This is a genomic window from Spongorhabdus nitratireducens (assembly GCA_947387575.1).
Lineage (GTDB): Bacteria > Pseudomonadota > Gammaproteobacteria > Pseudomonadales > Endozoicomonadaceae > CANDOC01.
The window spans coordinates 51110-75367 of sequence record CANDOC010000009.1 but is presented as its reverse complement, the minus strand read 5'-3'; the positions used below and the strand labels follow the sequence as shown (position 1 = coordinate 75367).

Sequence of the window (24258 nt, the reverse complement as noted above, 5' to 3'; positions counted from 1 at the left end):
CCGACACAGGTAAAACACCTATGAGCTTTGCTGATATTTCTGCCGGGCGGAATCTTCCTGACGACATCAACGTTGCCATCGAAATCCCGGCCAACAGCAGCAACCAGATCAAATACGAAATCGACAAGGACAGCGACTGCCTGTTTGTCGACCGTTTCATGGCCACCCCGATGTTCTACCCGGCCAACTACGGTTACATTCCTCAGACTCTGGCTGATGACGGTGATCCGCTGGACGTTCTGGTTGTTACTCCGCAGCCGGTTTTGCCGGGTAGTGTGATCCGCTGCCGTCCGGTTGGCGTACTGAACATGAGCGATGAAAGTGGTGAAGACGCCAAGCTGATCGCTGTACCTCACGACAAAGTAACCCGCCTGTACAGCGACGTAAAAGAATACACCGACCTGCCTCAGCTGCTGATCCAGCAAATCGAGCACTTCTTCGAGAACTACAAGGATCTGGAAGAAGGCAAATGGGTCAAGATCGATAACTGGGCTGACAGCGCTGCTGCCCGCGAAGCTATCATCAAGTCTGTAGAAGCCTACAAGACCGCCTGATCGCAACATATCCCTGTCTGTTCCGGACCTTTCGCAGGTCCGGAGCAACCGTACTTGCCTCCGTCCGTATCCGTCTTACAATTGTTGCAACTCCGTTCAAACTAAAAGCCTGAATACATGGATAAAACAGATAATACGATGGGACTGTGGAGCCGGCTGTTACTGCTCCTTGGTTGCCTGATGGTCATGACCGCCGCTCAGGCGGATCTTAAATCCCTGTTTGGTTCAGGTACCGCAAGCAATGACTTTCTTAGCGTGGATGAAGCTTTCCAGCTGGAAGGGACATATGACGGCCAGAATGCCATTCTCTACTTTACCGTTACGCCGGAATATTACCTCTATAAAGACCGCTTCCGGTTTAAAGCCGATTCCACTCAGGATACGCTTGGTTCTCCTGAATGGCCTGATTCGGTCCTGAAATACGACCAGTTTCAGGAACAGGATGTTCAGGTATTTACTGAAGATTTTTCACTGGCGCTGCCTCTCGCATCAACAGCCACCGAACCACTGCTGACCGTAACATACCAGGGGTGTGCGGAAGCCGGACTCTGTTATCCGCCGAAAACTGTCACACTGGCATTAAGCCGTATTTCAGCGCCAGCAGTATCTGTATCAACTGTTGCCGTTAAGCAGGAACAGGCCTCTCCTTTTATTAACAAGCCGGTTCAGACAAAAACTGAAGAAAAACCGGCCGGGTTCAGCCTGTTCTCCGAGACCTCACTGTTTGCCACTCTGGCCGGTTTTTTCCTTGCCGGAATCCTGTTAAGCCTGACGCCCTGCGTACTGCCCATGGTACCTATCCTTTCCAGCATCATTGTTGGTGCCGGGGAAGTCAGCCGCAAGCGTATGCTGTTGCTGACCATCTGTTACATCCTCGGCATGGCTGTCATGTTTACTCTGGCCGGAGTACTGACTGGCCTGTTCGGCGCCTCACTAAACCTGCAGGCCCAGTTACAGTCCCCCTGGGTACTGATTCCGTTTGCAATCCTGTTTGTTATTTTCAGCCTTTCCATGTTCGGGCTTTATGAACTGCAGCTCCCGGCCTTCCTGCGTGACAAGCTGGAAAGCAAGGCCAATAAACAGCAGGGTGGCAGCCTTTCCGGGGCACTGTTACTGGGCGTTTTCTCCAGCCTGGTAGTCTCGCCCTGTGTTTCAGCTCCGCTGGCAGGGGCTCTGGTCTACATCAGCACAACCGGCAATGCCCTGCTTGGTGGCTCGGCACTGTTCTCCCTGGCGCTTGGCATGGGATTCCCGCTGCTGCTTATCGGTATCGGTGGCAGTCAGTTGATACCCAAAGCCGGAAACTGGATGAATGGCGTGCGTGCAGCATTTGGTGTGTTGCTGCTGGCCGTTGCACTCTGGCTGATTGAGCGCCTGATTCCTGCGAGCCTGAGTGTTTTCCTCTGGGGTTGCCTGCTTACAGGCAGCGGTATTTATCTTGGCGCACTCAATTTTACCGGTTTGAAAGGCTTTGCCGCCCTGCGTCAGACCATCGGCATTATTCTGCTGGTTATTGGTGCTTCACAGCTTGTCGGGGCACTGAAAGGTGCCGAAGATCCGCTACAACCGCTGGCTACTGCAGAATTCAGTTCAGTAGCCAGTTCTGCCATTCCAGTCAGCTCCGAGCTGGTATTTCATACCATTACCGATCCTGCTGAGCTGCAAACCGAGCTGGTCAAGGCTCAACAGCAGGGACGAGTGGCCATGGTCGACTTTTATGCTGACTGGTGTATCAGCTGCAAAATCATGGAGCGCGAGCTATTCCCCAAGCCGGAAGTGAAATCCCAGCTGGATAAAATGTATCTGATTCGTGCAGATATCACAGCCAATACTGCGGCTCAGCAGACACTGCTAAGTCGCTATCAACTGTTCGGACCTCCATCATTAATTTTCTTTTCGAAGGAAGGTGAAGAACAACCGGCACTACGGATTCAGGGAGAACCTGACCTGAAGCAACTGGCTAACACTCTTCGCAAAGCAACTGAACTTTAGCCGTTACAATCTGTCACATATTTAGCTAAGATTCGGCGGCTAAAACCCTGTAACGTGCTAATAACGTGCTGTAACACGTCACCGGTGGACAGTCACAAGTGCTTTCGGCAGAATGCTGAAAAACAGCCATATACGGGAAACACCTCCTTCCTGAAGTTTCGAAATGGCGGTATTTCCCTGGCGAATAAACATACCGAAGCCTCTTACATCAAACCTGTAAGGCTTCGGGTCATAACCTGAACCTTTGCTTCCCCAGTTTTCCCGGAATCCGTAATGGCTAAAATTTTGCTACTGAACGGCCCTAATCTCAATCTGCTCGGCAGTCGCGAGCCGGGGATTTATGGTGCTGATTCACTTCCGGCCATTACCGAAAAACTGGCCGCTCAGGCTCGGGCTGAAGGTCATGAGTTACTGGATTTCCAGAGCAATACCGAAGGGTTTCTGGTCGATCGCATCCATGCTGCCAGAGACGAAGATATTGCCTACATCATCTTTAATCCGGCTGCATATACTCATACCAGTATTGCTTTGCGGGATGCCCTGCTGGCCGTTGGCATTCCGTTTATAGAAGTCCACCTGTCGAATACCCACAAGCGCGAGCCCTTCAGACATAAATCCTACTTTTCGGACATTGCCGAAGGTGTGATCTGCGGACTCGGTGCTTACGGTTATGAACTTGCCCTGATGTCGGCGCTGAAGCACATTAGCCACAAGCAAAACCAGCACTGACAAGACATTTTACCTGCGAGCCAATCCATGGATATCAGAAAAGTCAAAAAACTGATCGAGCTTCTGGAACAGTCCGGTATCGATGAACTCGAAATACACGAGGGTGAGGAATCCGTTCGCATCACCCGTCATACCCAGCAACAGATCGTAGCCCAGCCTGCAATGCAAGCTGTTGCTGCTCCGGTTGCTGCCGCAGCACCTGCTGCTCCTGCTCCGGCACCTGTAGCGGCTGCCGCTGCTGCTCCGGCTCAGGACGATGTACCAGCCGGTCATCAGGTGAAGTCACCCATGGTAGGTACTTTCTATCGTGCAGCTTCTCCGACTGCAGCGCCTTTCGTCGAAGTGGGCCAGACCGTGAAGGAAGGTGACCCACTGTGCATCGTGGAAGCGATGAAAATGATGAACCAGATCAAGGCCGACAAGTCCGGTACTGTCCAGGCCATCCTGGTGGAAAATTCACAGCCGGTCGAATTTGACCAGCCTCTCATCATCATTGCCTGAGTGACGCAGCCATAGCCATGTTGGAAAAAGTACTGATCGCCAACCGCGGCGAAATTGCCCTGCGTATACTGCGGGCCTGCAAGGAACTGGACATCAAGACCGTTGCTGTTCATTCCCGTGCTGACAAGGATCTGATGCACGTTCGTCTGGCTGACGAGTCAGTCTGCATTGGCCCGGAATCAGCGACAGAAAGTTATCTGAATATTCCGGCGCTGATCAGTGCCGCGGAAGTGACCGGTGCGTCCGGCATTCACCCCGGCTATGGTTTCCTCGCTGAAAATGCTGATTTTGCCGAGCAGGTTGAGCAGAGCGGATATAAATTTATCGGTCCCAGCGCAGACGTTATTCGTCTGATGGGTGACAAGGTTTCTGCTATCAACGCCATGCGTAAAGCCGGTGTTCCGACAGTTCCGGGTTCCAACGGCCCGCTGACTGAAGATGCCGCACGCAGCAAGCGGATTGCCCGTGAAATCGGTTACCCGGTTATTATCAAAGCTGCCGGTGGCGGTGGTGGTCGCGGCATGCGCGTAGTGCATGAAGAAGCCGACCTGATCGAATCCATTGCCCTGACCCAGTCAGAGGCTGGTGCCGCGTTCAACAACCCGACTGTGTATCTGGAAAAATTCCTTCAGCGTCCCCGCCACGTGGAAATCCAGGTACTGGCAGACGGCAAGGGTAATGCGATCCATCTGGGTGACCGTGACTGCTCCCTGCAACGTCGTCACCAGAAGGTTATCGAAGAAGCTCCAGCTCCGGGCATCGATGATTCCAAGCGTCGTGACGTAGCTGCAGCCTGTACCCAGGCCTGTATCGAAATTGGTTACGAAGGTGCTGGCACCTTTGAATTCCTGTATGAAGACGGTGAGTTCTACTTCATCGAGATGAACACTCGGGTTCAGGTAGAGCATCCGGTTTCCGAGATGATCACCGGTGTTGATATCGTCAAGGAACAGCTGAAGGTTGCCAGCGGCATGCCACTGGACATCAAGCAGGAAGATATCAAGTTCAATGGCCACGCCATTGAATGCCGGATCAACGCCGAAGATCCGACAACCTTTTTGCCTTCCCCTGGTAAGATCAGCTACTACCATGCACCGGGTGGCAACGGTGTGCGGGTGGACTCTCACCTGTACGACGGTTATACCATTCCTCCCTGGTATGACTCCCTGATTGCCAAGGTCATTACCCATGCTCCTGATCGTGAAACCGCCATTACCCGGATGCGTAATGCGCTGGATGAAACCATGATCAGCGGTATCAAGACCAATATCCCGCTGCATCAGGACCTGATGCGCGACAAGGAAGTGATTAAAGGCTGCTTCAGCATTCACTACCTTGAGAAGAAACTGGATATGTAATCCGGCTTCATAAACTGCCGGGGTTATCTGACCCTGGCAGTTCAACTCTCCCCTCGCTTTCCTTCCAGCCCCCTGACCTCTCCAGCTCTCTCCTATAATTGCCTGCCATACCGGCTGGAATATTGTTTAACCGGACATCTCCCTGTAATCTCCTCGCCGTTTACCCTCAGGAGAATCGCCTTATGCCGTGGATTCAGATCAAGCTGGATACCACCCCGGCTCATGCCGAACAACTGGAAGACCTGCTGCTGAGCGCCGGAGCCTGTGCCGTTACCCTGCAGGATGGCAAAGACCAGCCACTTTACGAGCCCGCCCTTGGTGAAACCCCGCTGTGGGATGCAACCCGGGTTATCGGCCTGTTTGATGCCGCTACCGAGATGGATGCTGTAACCATCTGGCTGGAAGATGCGTTCTCCGAGCCGATGCCTCGCTACCGGGTAGAGATCGTTGAAGATCGCGACTGGGAACGGGAATGGATGACTCACTTCCATCCCATGCAGTTCGGTCGCCGCTTGTGGGTCTGCCCCAGCTGGAAAGATGTGCCTGACCCTGACGGTGTAAACCTGATGCTGGATCCGGGCCTGGCCTTTGGCACCGGCACTCATCCGACCACATCACTTTGCCTGCACTGGCTGGACAGCCTCGATATTGAGGGAAAAACCGTAGTGGACTATGGTTGTGGTTCCGGCATTCTGGCTATTGCGGCATTGCTGCTGGGGGCAGAAAAAGTTATTGCTGTGGATAACGACCCTCAGGCTCTGGAAGCGACTCGGGAAAATGCCCGCCGCAACAAGATTGCTCCGGAGAAGCTGCAGGTTTACCTACCGGATCAGGTACCTGAAGTGGAAGCCGATATCACCGTCGCCAATATTCTGGCCGGACCACTGGTTGAGCTGTCACCCATTATTACCCGCCTGACAAAAACTGGTGGTCTGCTGGGACTTTCAGGTATTCTCAGGGAACAGGCAGGTACAGTGCAGGAGCGGTACACCGAGTGGTTCGATATGAATCAGCCGGTATTTGATGACGAATGGAGTCGCCTCAACGGTATTAAAGTGCGCTGATCCCTGTCCGGCATTATCAGTTTCAGGCAGGTCTGGTTGGTTCGAACCGGCCTGCTTAATCATAAAACATAACCTGATACCCGGAACGCCATGACTGAACCGCGAGTGACCCGCTGCCCTTTTTGTCATACCGCGTTTCGTGTTACCCCAAAGCAACTTGAAGCCGCCAGTGGTTCAGTCCGGTGCGGATCATGCCGTCAGGTCTTTTCAGCGCTGAAAAATATGGCCGTCACTCCGGCTGCAAAAGCGCCTACTTCCCAACCGTCCAAAACCCAATCGGCGCCTCTGGAAGATGATGTTATTACCGCGTCCAGAGAAGAAAGCACGCCACCCAAGCAGGGTAAGCCTCCAAAGCCAGCACCTGATACCAGCCTGCTGGATGATATTGCGGCATCAAATATTCCTTCTCTCACTCCGGTCAAGCCCCCCTTTTTTCGCAGCACAGCGTTCTGGATAGTAGGGACAACACTCTCGCTATTAATTCTTGCCGGACAATACCTGTGGTTTAACAGTTACTCTCTGGCTCGGAAAAACCAGTTGTGGCCAGTACTCCAGGTATTCTGTGAAGTGACACGCTGCAGCCTGCCAGCCCGAGTCGACTTGAATGCTCTCAGAGTGGATCAGCTACTGGTAAGAAGTCATCCTGATCAGGACGATACCCTGCGGGTTGATGCCATCATTTATAACGATGCTGACTTCTCCCAGCCCTTTCCCCGACTGGGACTTGTTTTTAGTGATTTGCAGGGGAATGTTATCGCCAGCCGGATTTTCAACCCGGAAGCGTATCTGGAAGGAGAGGCGGCACGGCTACAACAAATGGAGCCCCATCAGCCGGTGAGACTGGCGCTGGATATTGTTGACCCGGGAGAAAATGCTGTCAGCTATCATCTTTCTTTTCTTGAATCCACGGGTTCTCAGTAATAAACCCCGGTGATTCCGCGTAATCCGGTGCTTTATTGAACAGCTGCAACAGAGTATTATATCGCGTCTGATTTGAAGTATTCCGCTGACCAGATCAATAAAATGGTCAGTTAATACTTCGTTAGCAGCACACGCCAGCCTCAAAGGGATAAAGGCAAACAAGATCGTGTGACCTGAAATGCCGACAAAAGCACGGACTCCCGCATTGCAGCGTGTCGGCCAATGCATTGATGAGGCATCATTCGCTTGCTGCAAATAGGCCCCTATACCATTGAAACTCCGGTTGTACTGGCTCCCATGGCTGGTGTGACTGATCTACCATTTCGTCGCCTGTGCTCAGAACTTGGTGCCGGACTGGTAGTGTCTGAAATGGTGACTTCAGATACCCGACTGTGGAATACCCGCAAGTCGCGGCTGCGCCTGGATCATTCCGGTGAAGCCGAACCCCGCTCGGTACAGATTGCCGGTGGCGATCCCGAGCAGATGGCAGAGGCCGCCCGCCAGAATCATGAGCGCGGCGCCCAGATTATCGATATCAACTTCGGCTGCCCGGCCAAGAAAGTCTGTAACAAGGCTGCCGGCTCGGCCCTGATGCGTGACGAAAAGCTGGTACAGGAAATCCTCCACGCAGTACGCAAGGCTGTTGATATTCCGGTGACAGTCAAAATGCGTACCGGCTGGAGTCCAGAAAACCGCAACGCCATTAACATTGCCCGCATCGCCGAAGATGCTGGTATTAACGCTCTGTCAGTTCACGGCCGCACCCGTGCCTGCATGTATCGGGGCGAAGCTGAATACGAGACCATTGCTGCAGTCAAACAGGCTGTATCGATTCCGGTCATTGCCAATGGTGATATCACCTGCGCCGAGAAAGCTCAGGAAGTATTCAGCAAAACCGGTGCCGACGCCGTTATGGTCGGACGCGCCGCTCAGGGGCGGCCCTGGATTTTCCGGGAGATCGCTCACTATCTTGAAACCGGGGAACACTTGTCCCCACCGTCAACTGAAGAAGTTGAACAGATACTGCTGTCCCATGTTGGCGCGCTCCACAGTTTTTACGGGGAGTACACCGGCGTCAGGGTTGCCCGCAAGCATGTAGGCTGGTATCTGCAGGCCCGGCCCAACAATGACCAGGTTAGCGAAAGCAGTGCTGACCCTGTCGGGTTCCGTAAGCAGTTCAACGCATTGGAAGACCCGGAAGCACAGGTCGAAGCGATCACGACCTACTTTGCGTGCTTAAAAAATGGAGAGGACATCGCAGCATGACGGCTCATGAAGCTCTGGCGCCCAAGGAACGAAACATGGCTGAGCCAGCCGCGCGTCACCAGTTTGTCAGTTCAACCGAGAATCACGCCCAGACCCTGCGTGACAGTGTTGAAAAAGCAATGCACAACTACTTTGCCAACCTTGAAGGGCAGGACGTCACCGATATTTACCAGATGGTGATGTCCGAAGTCGAAGCCCCGCTGCTGGATGCCGTGATGACTTATGTGAAAGGCAACCAGACCCGGGCTTCCACAATGCTCGGTCTCAACCGCGGCACCTTGCGGAAGAAACTGAAACAATACGGCCTGATTTAGGCCACTCAAAGGCGGATTATGATTCCGCCTTTTTTATATCGCTTTCTGATAGCTGTTCGATGACACCACATCGAATTGATTTGCGACCCGCAGTAGTGAGTAATAAAAAGCATGAGTGATAATCACCTGTCCGTGTCCCCTGTCAAGCGAGCCCTGATCAGCGTCTCCGACAAAACCGGTATCGTTGAACTGGCCCAGTCCCTGATTGCTCTGGATATTGAAATCCTCTCAACCGGCGGCACCTGCCGTCTGCTGCGGGAACAGGGCATTGCGGTTACTGAAGTATCCGATTACACCGGCTTCCCGGAAATGATGGATGGCCGGGTTAAAACCCTGCACCCCAAGGTTCACGGAGGTATTCTGGGTCGTCGCGGCCAGGATGATGAAGTCATGGCCGCCAATGGTATTCAGGCCATTGATCTGGTAGTTGTTAACCTCTACCCGTTCGAAAACACCGTAGCCAACCCGGACTGTGATCTGCCTACCGCTATAGAAAACATCGATATCGGTGGCCCGACTATGGTGCGCGCTGCTGCCAAAAATCACAACCATGTTGCAATTGTCGTCAACCCGAGCGACTACAGTCTGGTAGTTGAAGAACTGAAAACATCCAACGGTCTGGCTCAGGACACCCGTTTCAAGCTGGCAGTCAAAGCGTTTGAGCATACCTCAGCTTATGATGGTGCTATTGCCAACTACCTTGGCTGCCGGACATCCGAAGGTGCCGCTACCGAATCTGAATTCCCGGCCACCTTTAACCTGCAGGTAACCAAGACTCAGGATATGCGTTATGGAGAAAACTCTCACCAGAACGCAGCCTTCTATGTCGAAGCCAATGCCACCGAAGCTTCCGTTGCTACTGCCCGACAGCTGCAGGGTAAGGAACTGTCCTACAACAATGTTGCCGATACCGATGCCGCTCTGGAATGTGTGAAATCTTTCGAGCAACCCGCCTGCGTTATCGTCAAGCATGCCAATCCCTGTGGAGTCGCTGTTGGCGCCAATATTCTGGAAGCCTACAACCTGTCATTCCAGACTGATCCAACTTCTGCTTTCGGCGGCATTATTGCCTTTAACCGCCCGCTGGATGCTGAAACCGCTGCCGCCATTATCGAGCGTCAGTTTGTTGAAGTAATTATTGCTCCCGAGATTTCAGCGGAAGCACAGCAAATCGTTGCCGCCAAAAAGAATGTACGCCTGCTCAGCTGTGGTGCCTTCTCCGAAACTCCGGCTCCTCGCCTGGACTACAAGCGGGTAAATGGTGGTTTGCTGGTACAGAATGCCGATCTGGCTATTGTCAGCCCGGAAGAGCTGAAAGTCGTGACCGAGCGTCAACCGACTGAACAGGAACTGCGGGATCTGATGTTTGCGTGGAAGGTTGGTCGCTTCGTGAAATCCAATGCCATTATCTATGCCCGTAATGAGCAGACCATCGGTGTGGGTGCCGGTCAGATGAGCCGGGTTTATAGTGCCAAAATTGCTGGCATCAAAGCCGCTGACGAGAACCTGGAAGTTGCCGGTTCTGTTATGGCTTCAGATGCATTCTTCCCGTTCCGCGACGGTATTGATGCTGCTGCCGAAGCCGGTATTTCTGCGGTGATCCAGCCCGGTGGTTCCATGCGTGATGAAGAAGTGATCCAGGCGGCTAATGAAGCCGGCATGGCTATGGTCTTTACCGGTATGCGTCACTTCCGTCATTAATAGCCGGAAAACAGTTAGAAACTCGACCCTGTGAATCGTACACACAGGGTTGTTCAATTATTGTAGTTAAAGTTATTTCTCATTCACCAACCCAATCTTTCCTATTACAAACGGGTGGAGCAGTAACAGATGAACGTCTTGATTATCGGTAGCGGCGGCCGTGAACATGCACTGGCATGGAAGGCTGCCCAGAGTGAGGGGGTTGAAACTGTCTATGTGGCTCCGGGTAATGCCGGCACTGCAAAGGCAGCCGGTATTCAGAATGTTGATATCGGGGTACTGGAACTGGACAAGCTGGTTGGCTTTGCCAAAGAAGCCAATGTTGGCCTGACGATCGTTGGACCGGAAGCACCACTGGTTGCCGGTGTAGTTGACCGTTTCCGGGAAGAAGATCTGGCTATTTTTGGCCCGACTGCAGCGGCTGCCCAGCTGGAAGGCTCTAAAACATTCTGCAAGGACTTCCTGCAGCGCCACAATATTCCTACCGCTGAATACCAGGCCTTTACCGAGATTGCTCCGGCTGTCGCTTATATTCGCGACAAGGGCGCTCCGATTGTGGTCAAGGCCGACGGCCTGGCAGCCGGCAAGGGCGTTATTCTGGCCCAGACCGAGCAGGAAGCCATTGATGCCGTAGAAGATATGCTGCAGCACAACAGTTTTGGTGATGCCGGTTCCCGGGTTGTGGTTGAAGAGTTCCTGCAAGGTGAAGAAGCCAGCTTTATCGTAATGGTTGATGGCAAGAATGTGCTGCCATTGGCAACCAGTCAGGACCACAAGGCTCGTGATGACGGTGATCAGGGCCCCAACACAGGTGGCATGGGTGCCTATTCACCGGCTCCGGTCGTAACTGCTGAAATACACGATAGAGCTATGAGCGAAGTTATTCTGCCAACGGTGCAGGGTATGGCTTCCGAAGGTATTCCTTACACCGGTTTTCTGTATGCCGGCCTGATGATCGACAAAGACGGCACACCCAAGGTGCTGGAATACAACTGCCGTTTTGGTGACCCTGAAACCCAGCCGATCATGATGCGTCTGAAGTCCGATCTGACTGCACTGTGCACTGACGCGGTTAAAGGTCAGCTGGATCAGACCGAAGTTGAGTGGGATTCCCGCGCAGCACTGGGTGTTGTTCTCGCTGCCGGTGGTTACCCCGCCTCCTACAACAAGGGCGATGTCATCACGGGAATTGAAGCCGCCAACAACGAGACAGCTCATATCTTCCATGCCGGCACCAGCCTGAATGATAAGGAAGAAGTCGCTACCAGTGGTGGTCGGGTACTTTGCGCTACTGCATTGGGTGAGAGTGTTGCCGAAGCTCAGCAACGAGCCTATGAGGCTGTAGACAAGATTCAGTGGAAGGATATGTTCTGCCGCAGGGATATTGGCTACCGTGCCATCGCCCGGGAGCAGGAAGCTGAATAAGCTGACAGAAGCTCGTTAACAAAAAAGGCCTGAGCGCTATTTAGCACTCAGGCCTTTTTTATATTAGCCAACTATCAAGCGTGATACTTGGCTGACAGCTCATGCACTGCATCAATCATGGCTTTGGCGTGATCCGGATTTACCTGCGGGTGAATCCCGTGCCCCAGATTGAATACATGACCGGGACCGGGACCAAACTTCTCCAGTACCACACCCACCTGCTCACGAATCTGCTCAGGCTGGGCGTAGAGTACACAAGGATCCAGGTTACCCTGCAGGGCCACCTTGTCACCTACACGGCGACGAGCATCACCAATATCGGTAGTCCAGTCCAGACCGGCAGCATCAGCACCGGTTTCAGCGATCAGTTCCAGATACTGGCCACCGTTCTTGGTGAACAGAATAACCGGTACCTTGCGACCTTCACTCTCACGTACCAGACCTTTCACAATCTTCTGCATATAGTGCAGAGAGAATGCCTGATAAGCTTCCGGCGTCAGTACGCCACCCCAGGTATCGAAGATCTGTACCGCCTGGGCACCGGCTGCAATCTGGGCATTCAGGTAAGAGATAACAGAATCTGCCAGCTTGTCGAGCAGGGCATGCAGTACTTCCGGCTGGCTGTACATCATGCCTTTGATCTTGCGGAAGTCCTTGGTGCTGCTGCCTTCAACCATATAGGTTGCCAGTGTCCAGGGGCTGCCGGAGAAGCCGATCAACGGCACTCGACCATTCAGCTCATGACGAATCACGCGAACTGCATCGATTACATACTTCAGTTCATCTTCCGGGTTCGGAATCGGCAGTGCTTCTACATCGGCAGCGGTTGCCACCGGCTTGCGGAATTTGGGGCCTTCACCGGTTTCAAAATACAGGCCCAGTCCCATCGCATCAGGAATGGTCAGAATATCGGAAAACAGGATGGCAGCATCCAGCTCGAACCGCTCCAGCGGCTGTAGAGTTACTTCACATGCAAGATCCGGAGCCTGACACAGACTCATGAAATCACCGGCCTGCTGGCGGGTTGCCCGATACTCTGGCAGATAGCGACCCGCCTGACGCATCATCCATACCGGGGTCATATCTACTGGCTGACGCAGCAGGGCCTTGAGAAAACGATCGTTTTGTAGCGGCTTCATATTTATTCCGACGAGAAGCAAATACGGGCACCGTAGAATCCGGCACCAATCAGAGCACGGCCACTATAAGCAACTCTCCGGCATAAGTAAAAGCCAGATGAAAAACAGGGAGATTGAGAAGGGAAGATCGAGCGGAAGAGATTAAATACAAGTCTGGTTTAAATATCCGGGGGGAAGGTAAAACCAGACTTGTATTTGAACCGGCGTCAGGCTGTTGCCGGTTTAGGGCTTGTCCGATACATCTTTGCCAGGTAATAAACATTGATGCAGGCAATGTACAGGTTGGCAGCGATTACAGGCATGGCACCAATCCAGATACCGTAGGCCACAAACAGGCTGCAGCCGATGAAGTTCAGGATGCGCAGCCATTTCACGTCCTTCATGGACAGGGAAATAGCAACCATCACGGATGCCGCGTAACCGACGTATTCAACCAGAGTAGATTCCACTATCTCTTCCTCACAAGCTCTCTGACCATTTTCCCTCTGCCATGATGGGTAATGAAGATTCCTTGCCTCAAAAAGCCATGAGCGAAAAGTGTTGTGATGTTTTTCTCAGATGACGAAATGCCCCTGAACCGGCGAAAAATCCTACCACACCCCTGATTCCCATCAATTCGGATTGCCGACACAGACAAGCACAGTTACTCACCCAAAAGAACAAAGTGTTCGATTAATACCTAAGAAAAACAAAAGTCGACGAAAACAAAACACCAAAAAGGAAGGAAAGCCGCAACCCAATCTTGTGATTTTGTAAACAGACGGCAAAAAGGACAGGCGAAGAAGAAAAACGCGAGATAAAGAAGGGATCACTGTAGCTGTCACTTGCAACAGCTACAGTGAGAGAAACATCAGACCTTCAGATAGTCCATGATGCCATCGGCAGCCTGACGGCCTTCCCAGATAGCGGTGACCACCAAATCAGAACCACGTACCATATCACCACCGGCAAAAACCTTGGGATTGCTGGTCTGGAACGGGTAAGAAGACTCTTCAGGTGCAACCACCCGACCACTGTCATCAGTCTGGATATCGTGATCGGTAAACCAGGCTTCAGGGCTGGGACGGAAACCGAATGCAACCAGTACTGCATCGGCAGGTAGAACTTCTTCACTGCCCGGCACCACTTCCGGACGACGACGTCCGTTTTCATCCGGCTCACCCAGCTGGGTAGAAACCACCTTTACCCCTTCAACCTGTCCATTACCGACAATTTCTACCGGCTGACGGTTGAACAGAAACTGAACCCCTTCCTGTTTGGCATTCTGCACTTCACGGCGGGAACCCGGCATATTGTCCTCATCCCGGCGATAGGCACAGCTGACCGTTCTGGCACCCTGACGGATTGCAGTCCGGTTACAGTCCATCGCGGTATCACCACCGCCGAGAACAACAACACGCTTGTCTTTCATATCGATAAAGTCCTCAGGACTTTCTTCAAATTCAAGACAACGGTTCACATTGGAGATCAGGTAGGGCAGTGCATCGTGCACACCCGGCAGGTCTTCACCCGGGAAGCCGCCTTTCATATAGGTGTAGGTGCCCATTCCCATAAACACAGCGTCGTATTCATCCAGCAGCTGGTCCATAGAAATATCTTTGCCGATCTCGGTATTGAGCTGAAACTCGACGCCCATCTCGGTGAATATTTCACGGCGTCGCTTCATAACGCTTTTTTCCAGCTTGAACTCCGGAATACCAAACGTCAGCAGCCCACCGATTTCCGGGTGACGATCAAACACTACAGGGTGTACACCGTTACGCACCAGCACATCGGCACAGGCAAGTCCTGCCGGTCCGGCACCGATCACTGCAACCTTTTTGTCAGTCCATTCCACCTTGGACATATCCGGACGCCAGCCCAGAGCAATTGCAGTATCCGTAATGTATTTTTCAGTCGCACCAATTGTGACTGCGCCAAAGTCTTCACTCAGGGTACAGGCACCTTCACACAGACGATCCTGCGGACAAACCCGACCACAAACTTCCGGCAGACTGTTGGTCTGGTGAGACAGTTCGGCAGCCTGAATCAGATTGCCTTCAGATACCAGTTTCAGCCAGTTGGGAATGTAGTTATGAACCGGGCACTTCCACTCACAATAGGGCGTACCACATTCCAGACAGCGATGAGCCTGACTTGTCACCTGTTTCTCGGTGAACGGCTCATAGATTTCTTCAAACCCGGTCTTGCGCACACGCAAGGACTTTTTGGACGGATCCTTGCGCCCCACATCGACGAACTGGAAGTTGTTATTTAATCGTTCAGCCATGGCGCTTTACCTCTTTAAGCTTTCTGCAGCTGAAAACCTCTGCAGTTAAAACCTCTCCAGCAGTTGCTGTACCCGCATACATTTTTTTCACGTTTGACCGTAGAGCGGGCCGCAGGCTGTTACCTGTGGCCCAATGCTCTTATTCCGGTCTGCCGCGAGTACTTGCCAGCAGGTTATCCAGGCTGGCCGCCTTGGGTTTCACCAGCCAGAAGCGGCCGATGTAGTCATAGTAATCTTCCAGAATGTCGCGTCCCCACTCGCTGCCGGTTTCCGCTACATACTCGGAAATAACTTCGCGTAGGTGAGTCCGGTACATCTCCATGGATTCCGGATCAACCCGATGAATATCCACCAGCTCATGGTTATAGCGATCAACAAAGCTGCGATCCATATCCAGTACATAGGCAAAACCACCGGTCATGCCTGCACCGAAGTTATGGCCAGTTTTACCCAGCACCACAACCAGACCACCGGTCATATATTCACAACAGTGATCTCCGGCACCTTCCACTACCGCCATCGCGCCGGAATTACGGACACCCAGTCGCTCACCGGCCTGACCGGCCGCAAACAGCTTGCCGCCAGTTGCTCCGTAGAGGCAGGTATTACCGATAATGGAAGCATCACGGGAAGCAAAACCGCTACCAGCCGGCGGACTGATAACCAGTTTGCCTGCACTCATACCTTTACCGACATAGTCGTTGGCATCACCTTCAAGGTACATATCCAGACCACCGGCATTCCAGACCCCGAAGCTCTGACCGACACTGCCTTTCAGATTGATAACCAGCGGGTTGTCACTCATACCCGTATTTCCATAGCGTTTAGCTATCTCACCGGAGAGACGGGCCCCGATAGAACGATCCTGGTTACCGACCTCATAACTGAACTCACCACCTTTACTTGCTTCAATGGCAGGCAGACAGTCTTTTACCATCTGCTCAGCCAGCATACCCTCATCAAATGGGGGGTTGCGGTCCACCTGACAAACCAGAGGTTTATCGGCTGGAATATTGGCCTGACTCAGAATCGGTTCCAGATCCAGATTACGGGTTTTCTCAGTATGTCCTGGTAACACTTCCAGCAGCTCGGTCCGGCCGATAACATCTTCCAGCTTTTCGAAGCCGAGATAAGCCAGCCATTCCCGCACTTCCTCAGCCACAAAGGTGAAGAAGTTGGTCACCATATCGACAGTACCGATAAAGTAGTTGTCACGCAGGTTTTGATCCTGAGTAGCAACACCTGTCGCACAGTTATTCAGGTGGCAAATCCGCAGGTATTTACAACCCATTGCAACCATTGGAGTGGTACCAAAGCCAAAACTTTCCGCACCCAGAATAGCTGCCTTGACTACGTCCAGACCTGATTTCAGACCACCATCAGTTTGCAGTCGTACTTTGCCGCGCAGGTCATTGCCTCGCAGAGTTTGCTGCGCTTCACTCAGCCCCAGCTCCCATGGGGAGCCGGCATAACGAATAGACGTCATCGGGCTGGCAGCAGTACCACCGTCGTAACCGGAGATTGTGATCAGGTCAGCATAAGCCTTGGCCACACCGGCAGCGATGGTGCCGACGCCTGGCTCGGATACCAGTTTGACTGAAACCAGCGCTGCCGGATTAACCTGCTTCAGGTCGTAAATCAGCTGGGCAAGGTCTTCAATCGAGTAGATATCATGGTGTGGCGGTGGGGAAATCAGGGTCACACCCGGCACCGAGTAACGCAGCCGTGCAATCAGCTTGTTCACCTTGCCACCTGGCAGCTGACCACCTTCGCCCGGCTTGGCGCCCTGGGCCACCTTGATCTGCAGTACATCAGCATTGACCAGATAGTGTGGAGTGACACCAAAGCGGCCGGAAGCAATCTGCTTGATCTTTGACACCCGGTCAGTGCCATAGCGAGCCGGATCTTCACCACCCTCACCAGAGTTTGAACGGCCGCCAAGACGGTTCATTGCCTGTGCCAGCGCTTCGTGCGCTTCAGGGGATAGAGCCCCCAGCGACATCGCTGCAGAATCAAACCGGCGTACAATGGCTGAAACCGGTTCTACCTTATCCAGCTCGACAGCTTTGTCGGCCTTCTTCAGTCCCAACAAATCACGCAATGTTGCAGCCGGACGCTCGTTAACCAGTGACGCATACTTCTTGTACATCACATAGTCGCCGGTTTTTACTGCTGTTTGTATGGTCTGAACCACATCAGGGTTAAAGCTGTGATATTCACCACCATGGACGTATTTCAGCAGGCCGCCAGTCTGAATAGTTTTCCGTTTGATCCAGGCATGCTCCGCAAGCAGCTTGTTTTCCTGCTCAAAATCTTCAAAGCGGGCACCTTGAATTCGGCTTGAAACACCCTTGAAACAGGTATCAACCACCTCACCACTCAGACCGATAGCTTCAAATAACTGAGCTCCCCGGTAAGACGCGATGGTAGAGATTCCCATTTTTGACATGATTTTCAGCAGGCCTTTGCCAATACCCTTGCGGTAGGCTTTCCAGGCTTCCAGGTGATCCACCAGCACTTCGCCGGTATCAATCAGATCCTTGATAACCTCATAGGCCAGATAAGGATAAACAGCGGTCGCACCAAATCCGATCAGCACCGCAAAATGGTGTGGATCACGGGCAGTTGCTGTCTCTACCAGCAGATTGGCATCGCTACGCAGTCCCTGATCGATCAAACGATGATGGACAGCACCGGTGGCCATGGCTGCATGCACAGGCACATAACCTTCACGCAGGTCATGATCGGTCAGATGAATCAGCACATAGCCATCCCGAACAGCCTGTTCGGCTTCATCACAGATATCTTTGATTGCATCCTGCAGACCGAGAGATTCATCACGGTTCAGGTCAATCCGGGCCACTTTCAGATCAGGGTTCTGATGATGGGCATGAATCAGATTCAGGAACTTGGTATTGGACAATATCGGTGACTTGAGAATCACCCGGGCTGCATGATCAGGGGTTTCCTGAAAAACATTCTTCTCCCGTCCCATCAGGGTTTCCAGCGACATAACAATCGCTTCCCGCAGAGGATCGATGGGCGGGTTGGTGACCTGGGCAAACTGCTGCCGGAAATAATCGTATACCGAACGCACTTTGGCTGACAGTACTGCCATCGGGGTGTCATCACCCATTGAGCCGACAGCTTCCTGTCCATTCTCGGCCAGCGGGCGCAGAATCTGGTCACGCTCTTCAAAGGTCACCTGAAACATTTTCTGGTAAGTGTTCAGGGTGTCTTTGTCGAAATGCTCAACCTTGTGGGCATCCTCGATGAACCGGGACTCCATGCGATGAGCATGCTGCTTTAGCCAGCGCTTGTAAGGCTGGCTGCTTTTCAGCTTTTCATCGATATCGTGAGCCTGCAGCAGTTCACCGGTTTCGGTATCAATGGCCAGCATCTCGCCAGGTCCAACCCGGCCCTTGGCGATGACATCTTCCGGCTGATAGCAGGAAACACCAATTTCAGACGCGACAGTAATATAGCCGTTTTTGGTCTTGACCCAGCGGGAAGGACGCAGACCATTCCGGTCCAGCGCACAGACCGCATGGCGACCATCAGTGATAACCAGACCTGCCGGGCCATCCCAGGGTTCCATATGCATGGAGTTGTACTCATAGAACGCTCTGAGGTCCGGATCCATGGTGTCAACATTCTGCCAGGCCGGTGGAACCAGCATGCGAATAGCGCGATAAATATTAACGCCGCCGGTAACCAGAATTTCCAGCATATTATCCAGACTGGAAGAGTCAGAGCCGGTACGGTTAACCAGAGGTCTTACACTATCCAGCTCCGGTAACAGCTCCGACTGGAACTTGTTGACCCGGGCTTCAGACCAGTTGCGGTTACCGGTAATGGTGTTGATTTCACCATTGTGGGCCAGCATCCGGAAAGGTTGGGCCAGACGCCAGCGCGGCATGGTGTTGGTAGAGAACCGCTGGTGAAAAACACAGATTGCAGTTTCAAACGCCGGATCACCCAGATCAGGGTAGAACGTCGGCAGGTCCGCCGGCATCATCAGGCCTTTATACGACACGACGTTGGGCGACAGCGAACAGATATAGAACTGATCATCGTCGGTCATTCGCATTCCGGCTTTGCGGCGCGCCATAAACAGTCTGGCAGCAAAATCGACTTTATCACGCCCTGTGGCAGGGCTGACAAATACCTGACGGATGACTGGCAACTGTCCCAGTGCAATCGGGCCAAGGCATTCACTGTCTACCGGCACATCACGCCAGCCGACAACTGTCAGGCCTTCACTTTCCAGCTCTTCGGTCAGGGCATCAGTACCCGGTGCGGGATCATAGGGGTTAAGAAATACCATACCCACCGCATAAAGGTCTGGCAGCTCAACACCAAACTTGCGACGGGCAATACCTCGAAAGAAACCATCCGGAATCTGGATCAGCAGACCACAGCCATCTCCGGTCTTTCCATCAGCAGCAATACCGCCACGATGGGTCATACAATTCAGCGCGTGAACCGCAGTTTTCAACAGGTCGTGGCTTTTCTGCCCTTCCATGTGGGCGATGAGGCCAAAACCACAGTTATCCCGAAACTCGCCAGGGCTATACAAACCTGCATTCATAGGCATACCCTCATCAGCCAATACTCTTATTATCAGACACTCGACTTGCGGCTGCGGCTACCTATCCATTTTGCTGTATACCCAGAGCTACTCACTCAGCTCTCTATTCAGCTATCTATTTCAGCTATCAACCTAGCTACCCATCCAGCTGTTTATTTAGCTGTAGCTATTTTTGGCGATACCGGAAACAGCGGCTACACAGTCGCACCCGTCAAGCTGTGTCTTTATTCCAGCTCGTGCACACCCGATGTGAAATACCCCTTCCTTGTCGATTTTTCTTGTCAGGGCTTTTTGCGGTACTTGCCTTTTAAAAGGCAAATTGGCGAGTCATTCTACACTCAGATCATACTTCACACAAACTCACAATCGTGAATTACCACTGAATATAAATTCTTTATCAAAAAAAAAGGCCGCTCCAAGGCGGCCATTGCTGAATAAAAATTCAATAAGAATCATTTACACAGTGAAATATTCCAACGTCTCCTGAAGCAACCCAGAAGGGACTTCATCAGTGACGACAGCCCATCCCACTTTTTGCATCAGAACCAGCCTGAGACGACCATCAATCACTTTTTTATCGACCTGCATCAGTGATTTAAACTGGTCTGCAGACATACCCTCAGGGGCTTTTACCGGCAGGTTAGCCCTGATCAGCAGCTGTTTGAGACGCTCGACTTCAGCAGCATCGATCCAGCCACAGCGGGCAGAAAGATCAGCAGCCATCACCATCCCTGCAGCTACCGCCTCACCGTGCAGCCATTCGCCATATCCCATTGCAGTTTCAATGGCATGACCAAAGGTATGACCGAGGTTAAGGATCGCCCGAACACCGGACTCCTTTTCATCTTCAGCTACAACAGCAGCCTTACACTCACAGGAGCGATGGATTGCTTCAGCCAACAATGCCGGATCCCGCGCCAGCAAACCTTCCAGATTGGTTTCAATCCAGGCATAAAACGCTGCATCACGGATCAGGCCATATTTAATCACTTCAGCCAGACCAGCGGATAACTCCCGATCAGGTAAAGTATTCAGTGTCAAAGTATCCGCCACAACACAATTCGGCTGGTGAAAAGCCCCAATCATGTTCTTGCCCAGCGCGTGGTTTACACCGGTTTTTCCCCCGACAGAAGAGTCGACCTGAGACAGTAAAGTGGTCGGCACCTGAATAAAATCAACACCGCGCTGGTAGCAGGCCGCAGCAAAACCGGTCATATCACCAACAACGCCGCCACCGAGGGCAATCAGGGTTGTGGTTCGGTTATGCCTGGCCTCAAGCAGGCCATCAAACACGCGATTGAGAATGTCCAGATTCTTGAAATTTTCACCATCGGGCAAAATGACTTCTGTTACTTCTTTTGAAGTCAGCAGGCTTTTGATCTTTTCCAGATAAAGAGGTGCGATCGTTTCATTGGTAACAATCGCTACCTGACGCCCTTTGATATAGGGCAGCAGTAATTCGCTGCGCTCCAGCAGGCCACTACCGGTATAAATGGGATAGCTGCGTTCACCGAGGTCTACGGTCAGGGTCTGCATGATGCTATTTACCGCCTGTAATCAGAATACGTCTAGAGTTCCAACTGCCGAGTGATTTCCATAATCACCTGACGTGGACAGACATCAATGGAAGGAATGATCAGATCGGCCATATCGGTATAAACCGGATCGCGTTTGCTGAACAGATCGATAAGCACCTGTTCCCGGTCCGGTCGCTGCAGTAGCGGGCGTTTTTTATCACGGGCCGTTCTTTCCAGCTGGATATCAACCGGAGCTCGCAGGTAAATGACTGTACCGGTTTTGATCAGCGCCCGACGATTGGCTTCCTGCATGACACTGCCACCTCCGGTGGCCATCACGATTCCGTCCATTTGGGTCAGCTCATCTATAACGGCAAGTTCCCGCTCACGAAACCCTGTTTCTCCCTCGACATCAAATATCCAGGGAATATCAGCGCCACAGCGGTTCTCAACCTCATGATCCGAATCATAGAAGGGGCGATTCAACTGGCGGGCAAGCAGACGGCCAATGGTACTTTTCCCCGCACCCATTGGCCCGACAAAATATATATTGCTACAACTCATATGGGTCTTTTATCGGACGGCAACCCCATCCTGGAGAACTTTCGGCGTGATGAAGATTAACATCTCCTGTTTATTATCACGACTGATATCCCGGCGGAATAATTTCCCCACAACCGGTAAATCTCCAAAAAAAGGAACCTTTTCCTGTGTATTACTATAATCCCGGGTAAATATACCACCGAGCACCACGGTTTCACCATCTCGGACAAGAATCTGTGTTGCCAGTTCGTTTTTATCAATGACCGGAACACCGTTAAAGACCTCCCGACCCTGCTGGTCATTGGTGACCTTGATATCCATGATGATATTACCGTCAGGGGTAATCTGCGGTGTGACCTCCAGCGACAGAACCGCTTCCTTGAAGCTTATCGAGGCTGCACCGCTGGATGAAGCTTCAAGGTAAGGAATTTCACGACCGGAGTTAATCACGGCCTTCTTCTTATCGGAGGTAATCACCTTTGGCTGGGAAATAATCTCACCTGCGCCGTCAGATTGCATAGCATTCAGCTCCAGGTTCAGAATCGCTGAGCCGGACATAAAACCGACAGACAAGGCACCTGTAGGATTGGTGACCCCCAGATCAACAAAAGGATTGGTTCCGGTAAAACCTGTTGAGCCATTGTTCACATTGAATTTGTTTTTGTTATTGGCATCAAACAGATCAGCACCGCTGTCAAATTGCTGAGTAGAGCCGCTGCCACCGATAACACTTCGTTTACTGCCAGTGGATAGATTCAGGCCCCCAGACCATTTAACACCCAGTTGCTTACTGTAGTTGGCATTGGCGTTAACAATCCGAGCTTCAATCATCACCTGACGTACAGGAATATCAATACGCTCAAGCAGTCGGCGGAATTCATCCAGTTTGGACTGGGTTTCAGTCAGCACAATACTGTTGGTACGGTCATCAACAATGACCTTACCACGCTCGGAAAGAATGCCCTCACTTTCTCCTTCCCCCTTGAAAATCTCAAACAGGGTTTTGGCATCAGCATAATTGACCTGGAAAAATTCGGTATAAAGTGGTGCCAACTCGGATATCTGTTTATCGTTCTCCAGTACCTGGCGCTCACGGGCTGCAATTTCCTCTGCCGGGGCAACTGTCAGCACATTACCTTCCAGTCGCTTATCCAACCCCTTCGCCTTCAATACGATATCCAGCGCCTGATCCCAGGGGACGTTTTGCAGTCTCAGAGTGACATTGCCATTAACGGTGTCGGAAGCAACCAGGTTCAAATCTACAAAATCAGCAATCAGCTGCAGAACACTGCGAACCTCGATATCCTGAAAATTAAGTGACAGCTTCTGTCCGGTATAGGTGAACCTGTCCTTGCGTCGTTTCTCTTCTTCCTGCTTGGTCAGTGGTTTCACACTCACCGTCATCACATTGTCTGCCTGCCAGGCCAGATAGTCATACTGCCCGGTAGGCTCGATCACAATAACAGTATTTCCGTCTTCCACCTTGGCATCAATAAACTGAACCGGAGTCGCAAAATCGACAACATCCAGTCGGTTTCTTAGCTTGCTCGGAATCTCACTACCCGTAAATTCCAGCCTGATGCGACCTCCTTCTTCAGAAAGATCGACCGGCACAGAGGCATTTTCCAACGTGATAACGATGTTGCCCTCACCTTCTTCTCCCCGCTGGAAATCAATCTTGCTAACCCCTTCTGGTACAACATCCCCAGCGCCAGGCATGGTGGGTGCGGGTTGAGGCAAATAGGTCGATGAGGGTATTGGCGGCGGCATCACCGGTTGCATGGCATTCATACCCGCCATCGGGCTTGCCGGATAGCGAGGCTGAGGATAGCCCTGGGGAGGCATCTGGGAGTAGCCCTGCTGCATATGAGGCTGAACTGCAGGTCTGGATGCATGCTTCTGCACACTGTTTTGATCTACACCAACAACCAGATACAACACATTACCTTCTATTCGGGTGGTATATCCGGAAGGCTTGTTCAGATTCACGACCAAACGGGTTGAAGTCGGCCCCTGCAGCACAGTTACACTACGAGTATTGGAAAAGCCAACATCATTATATTTGGGTATGGCTGACTGGGTCGCTGAGAGATCCAGTGATATACGTGGCGGCTGATCAACAGTATAACCGGTTGACTGGGGAGCTGGGCCATCAAATACCAGCCTCAGTTCCACTTTTTCCCCCGGCAGCGATGCCACCCCCATATCCCTGAGAGTGACTGCCTGAGCCAGACTGGCAGCGAGCATTAAACTCAGCCCCAGCAGAATAGCCGGCCAGTGATGAAGCGCTCCCCTGCGTGTTGTCATCCGCTGTTACCTACAATTGCCTTATGCGCCTTATGCGCCTTCTCTCCTCCTATCGGCGCATTTGGTT

The 24258-nt window shown here is 52.3% G+C and carries 18 protein-coding genes; 11 read left to right on the top strand and 7 right to left on the bottom strand.

The features are described 5' to 3' along the window. Positions 1 to 20: 20 nt before the first annotated feature. The 11 genes from ppa to purD all read left to right on the top strand — a co-directional run bounded on the left by ppa (position 21) and on the right by purD (position 11825). The gene (gene ppa, locus ACYZZ0_RS16445; protein ID WP_461537741.1) at positions 21 to 554 is read left to right on the top strand and encodes an inorganic diphosphatase; all 534 of its coding nucleotides are present in this window, start codon (positions 21 to 23) and stop codon (positions 552 to 554) included. A 117-nt stretch (positions 555 to 671) separates the two neighbouring features. Continuing rightward, positions 672 to 2546, top strand: coding sequence for a protein-disulfide reductase DsbD (dsbD, locus tag ACYZZ0_RS16440; protein WP_461537740.1), 1875 nt, complete (start codon positions 672 to 674; stop codon positions 2544 to 2546). Positions 2547 to 2819: 273 nt separating this feature from the next. Then, positions 2820 to 3275 carry a type II 3-dehydroquinate dehydratase gene (gene aroQ / locus ACYZZ0_RS16435; protein ID WP_461537739.1) on the top strand — a complete coding sequence of 152 codons (456 nt, stop codon included), beginning with the start codon at positions 2820 to 2822 and terminating at the stop codon, positions 3273 to 3275. A 27-nt stretch (positions 3276 to 3302) separates the two neighbouring features. Next, positions 3303 to 3776, top strand: coding sequence for an acetyl-CoA carboxylase biotin carboxyl carrier protein (gene accB, locus ACYZZ0_RS16430; protein WP_461537738.1), 474 nt, complete (start codon positions 3303 to 3305; stop codon positions 3774 to 3776). Positions 3777 to 3793: 17 nt separating this feature from the next. Further along, a complete protein-coding gene (gene accC, locus ACYZZ0_RS16425; protein ID WP_461537737.1) occupies positions 3794 to 5134 on the top strand; it encodes an acetyl-CoA carboxylase biotin carboxylase subunit in 1341 nt (446 codons plus the stop codon). Between the two features lie 182 nt (positions 5135 to 5316). Beyond that, the gene (gene prmA / locus ACYZZ0_RS16420; RefSeq protein ID WP_461537736.1) at positions 5317 to 6198 is read left to right on the top strand and encodes a 50S ribosomal protein L11 methyltransferase; all 882 of its coding nucleotides are present in this window, start codon (positions 5317 to 5319) and stop codon (positions 6196 to 6198) included. A gap of 90 nt (positions 6199 to 6288) precedes the next feature. Continuing rightward, positions 6289 to 7119, top strand: a complete 831-nt coding sequence (locus ACYZZ0_RS16415) for a zinc-ribbon and DUF3426 domain-containing protein (RefSeq protein ID WP_461537735.1) — start codon at positions 6289 to 6291, stop codon at positions 7117 to 7119. A 246-nt stretch (positions 7120 to 7365) separates the two neighbouring features. Continuing rightward, entirely contained in the window at positions 7366 to 8385 is a 1020-nt protein-coding gene (gene dusB, locus ACYZZ0_RS16410) for a tRNA dihydrouridine synthase DusB (RefSeq protein ID WP_461537734.1), read from the top strand. 35 nt (positions 8386 to 8420) lie between these two features. Continuing rightward, on the top strand, positions 8421 to 8699 hold the full coding sequence (gene fis, locus ACYZZ0_RS16405) for a DNA-binding transcriptional regulator Fis (protein WP_461537733.1): 279 nt from the start codon (positions 8421 to 8423) through the stop codon (positions 8697 to 8699). A 111-nt stretch (positions 8700 to 8810) separates the two neighbouring features. Next, positions 8811 to 10400: a bifunctional phosphoribosylaminoimidazolecarboxamide formyltransferase/IMP cyclohydrolase gene (purH, locus tag ACYZZ0_RS16400; protein WP_461537732.1), complete on the top strand. Its 1590-nt coding sequence runs from the start codon at positions 8811 to 8813 to the stop codon at positions 10398 to 10400. Between the two features lie 129 nt (positions 10401 to 10529). Next, positions 10530 to 11825, top strand: coding sequence for a phosphoribosylamine--glycine ligase (gene purD / locus ACYZZ0_RS16395; RefSeq protein ID WP_461537731.1), 1296 nt, complete (start codon positions 10530 to 10532; stop codon positions 11823 to 11825). A 74-nt stretch (positions 11826 to 11899) separates the two neighbouring features. Here the strand turns inward: purD and hemE are convergent, their stop codons facing one another. From hemE to pilQ, 7 genes are all read right to left on the bottom strand, one after another. Continuing rightward, positions 11900 to 12964: a uroporphyrinogen decarboxylase gene (gene hemE / locus ACYZZ0_RS16390; protein ID WP_461537730.1), complete on the bottom strand. Its 1065-nt coding sequence runs from the start codon at positions 12962 to 12964 to the stop codon at positions 11900 to 11902. 206 nt (positions 12965 to 13170) lie between these two features. Next, the gene (locus tag ACYZZ0_RS16385; protein WP_461537729.1) at positions 13171 to 13413 is read right to left on the bottom strand and encodes a hypothetical protein; all 243 of its coding nucleotides are present in this window, start codon (positions 13411 to 13413) and stop codon (positions 13171 to 13173) included. Between the two features lie 401 nt (positions 13414 to 13814). Further along, positions 13815 to 15233 (bottom strand): FAD-dependent oxidoreductase, encoded by a 1419-nt coding sequence (locus tag ACYZZ0_RS16380; protein WP_461537728.1) that lies wholly within the window; start codon positions 15231 to 15233, stop codon positions 13815 to 13817. Between the two features lie 139 nt (positions 15234 to 15372). Further along, positions 15373 to 19824 carry a glutamate synthase large subunit gene (gene gltB, locus ACYZZ0_RS16375; protein WP_461537727.1) on the bottom strand — a complete coding sequence of 1484 codons (4452 nt, stop codon included), beginning with the start codon at positions 19822 to 19824 and terminating at the stop codon, positions 15373 to 15375. A gap of 456 nt (positions 19825 to 20280) precedes the next feature. Next, positions 20281 to 21360, bottom strand: coding sequence for a 3-dehydroquinate synthase (gene aroB, locus ACYZZ0_RS16370; protein ID WP_461537726.1), 1080 nt, complete (start codon positions 21358 to 21360; stop codon positions 20281 to 20283). A 32-nt stretch (positions 21361 to 21392) separates the two neighbouring features. Continuing rightward, positions 21393 to 21905: a shikimate kinase AroK gene (aroK, locus tag ACYZZ0_RS16365; protein WP_461537725.1), complete on the bottom strand. Its 513-nt coding sequence runs from the start codon at positions 21903 to 21905 to the stop codon at positions 21393 to 21395. A gap of 9 nt (positions 21906 to 21914) precedes the next feature. After that, positions 21915 to 24191, bottom strand: a complete 2277-nt coding sequence (pilQ, locus tag ACYZZ0_RS16360) for a type IV pilus secretin PilQ (protein WP_461537724.1) — start codon at positions 24189 to 24191, stop codon at positions 21915 to 21917. Between the last annotated feature and the right edge of the window lie 67 nt (positions 24192 to 24258).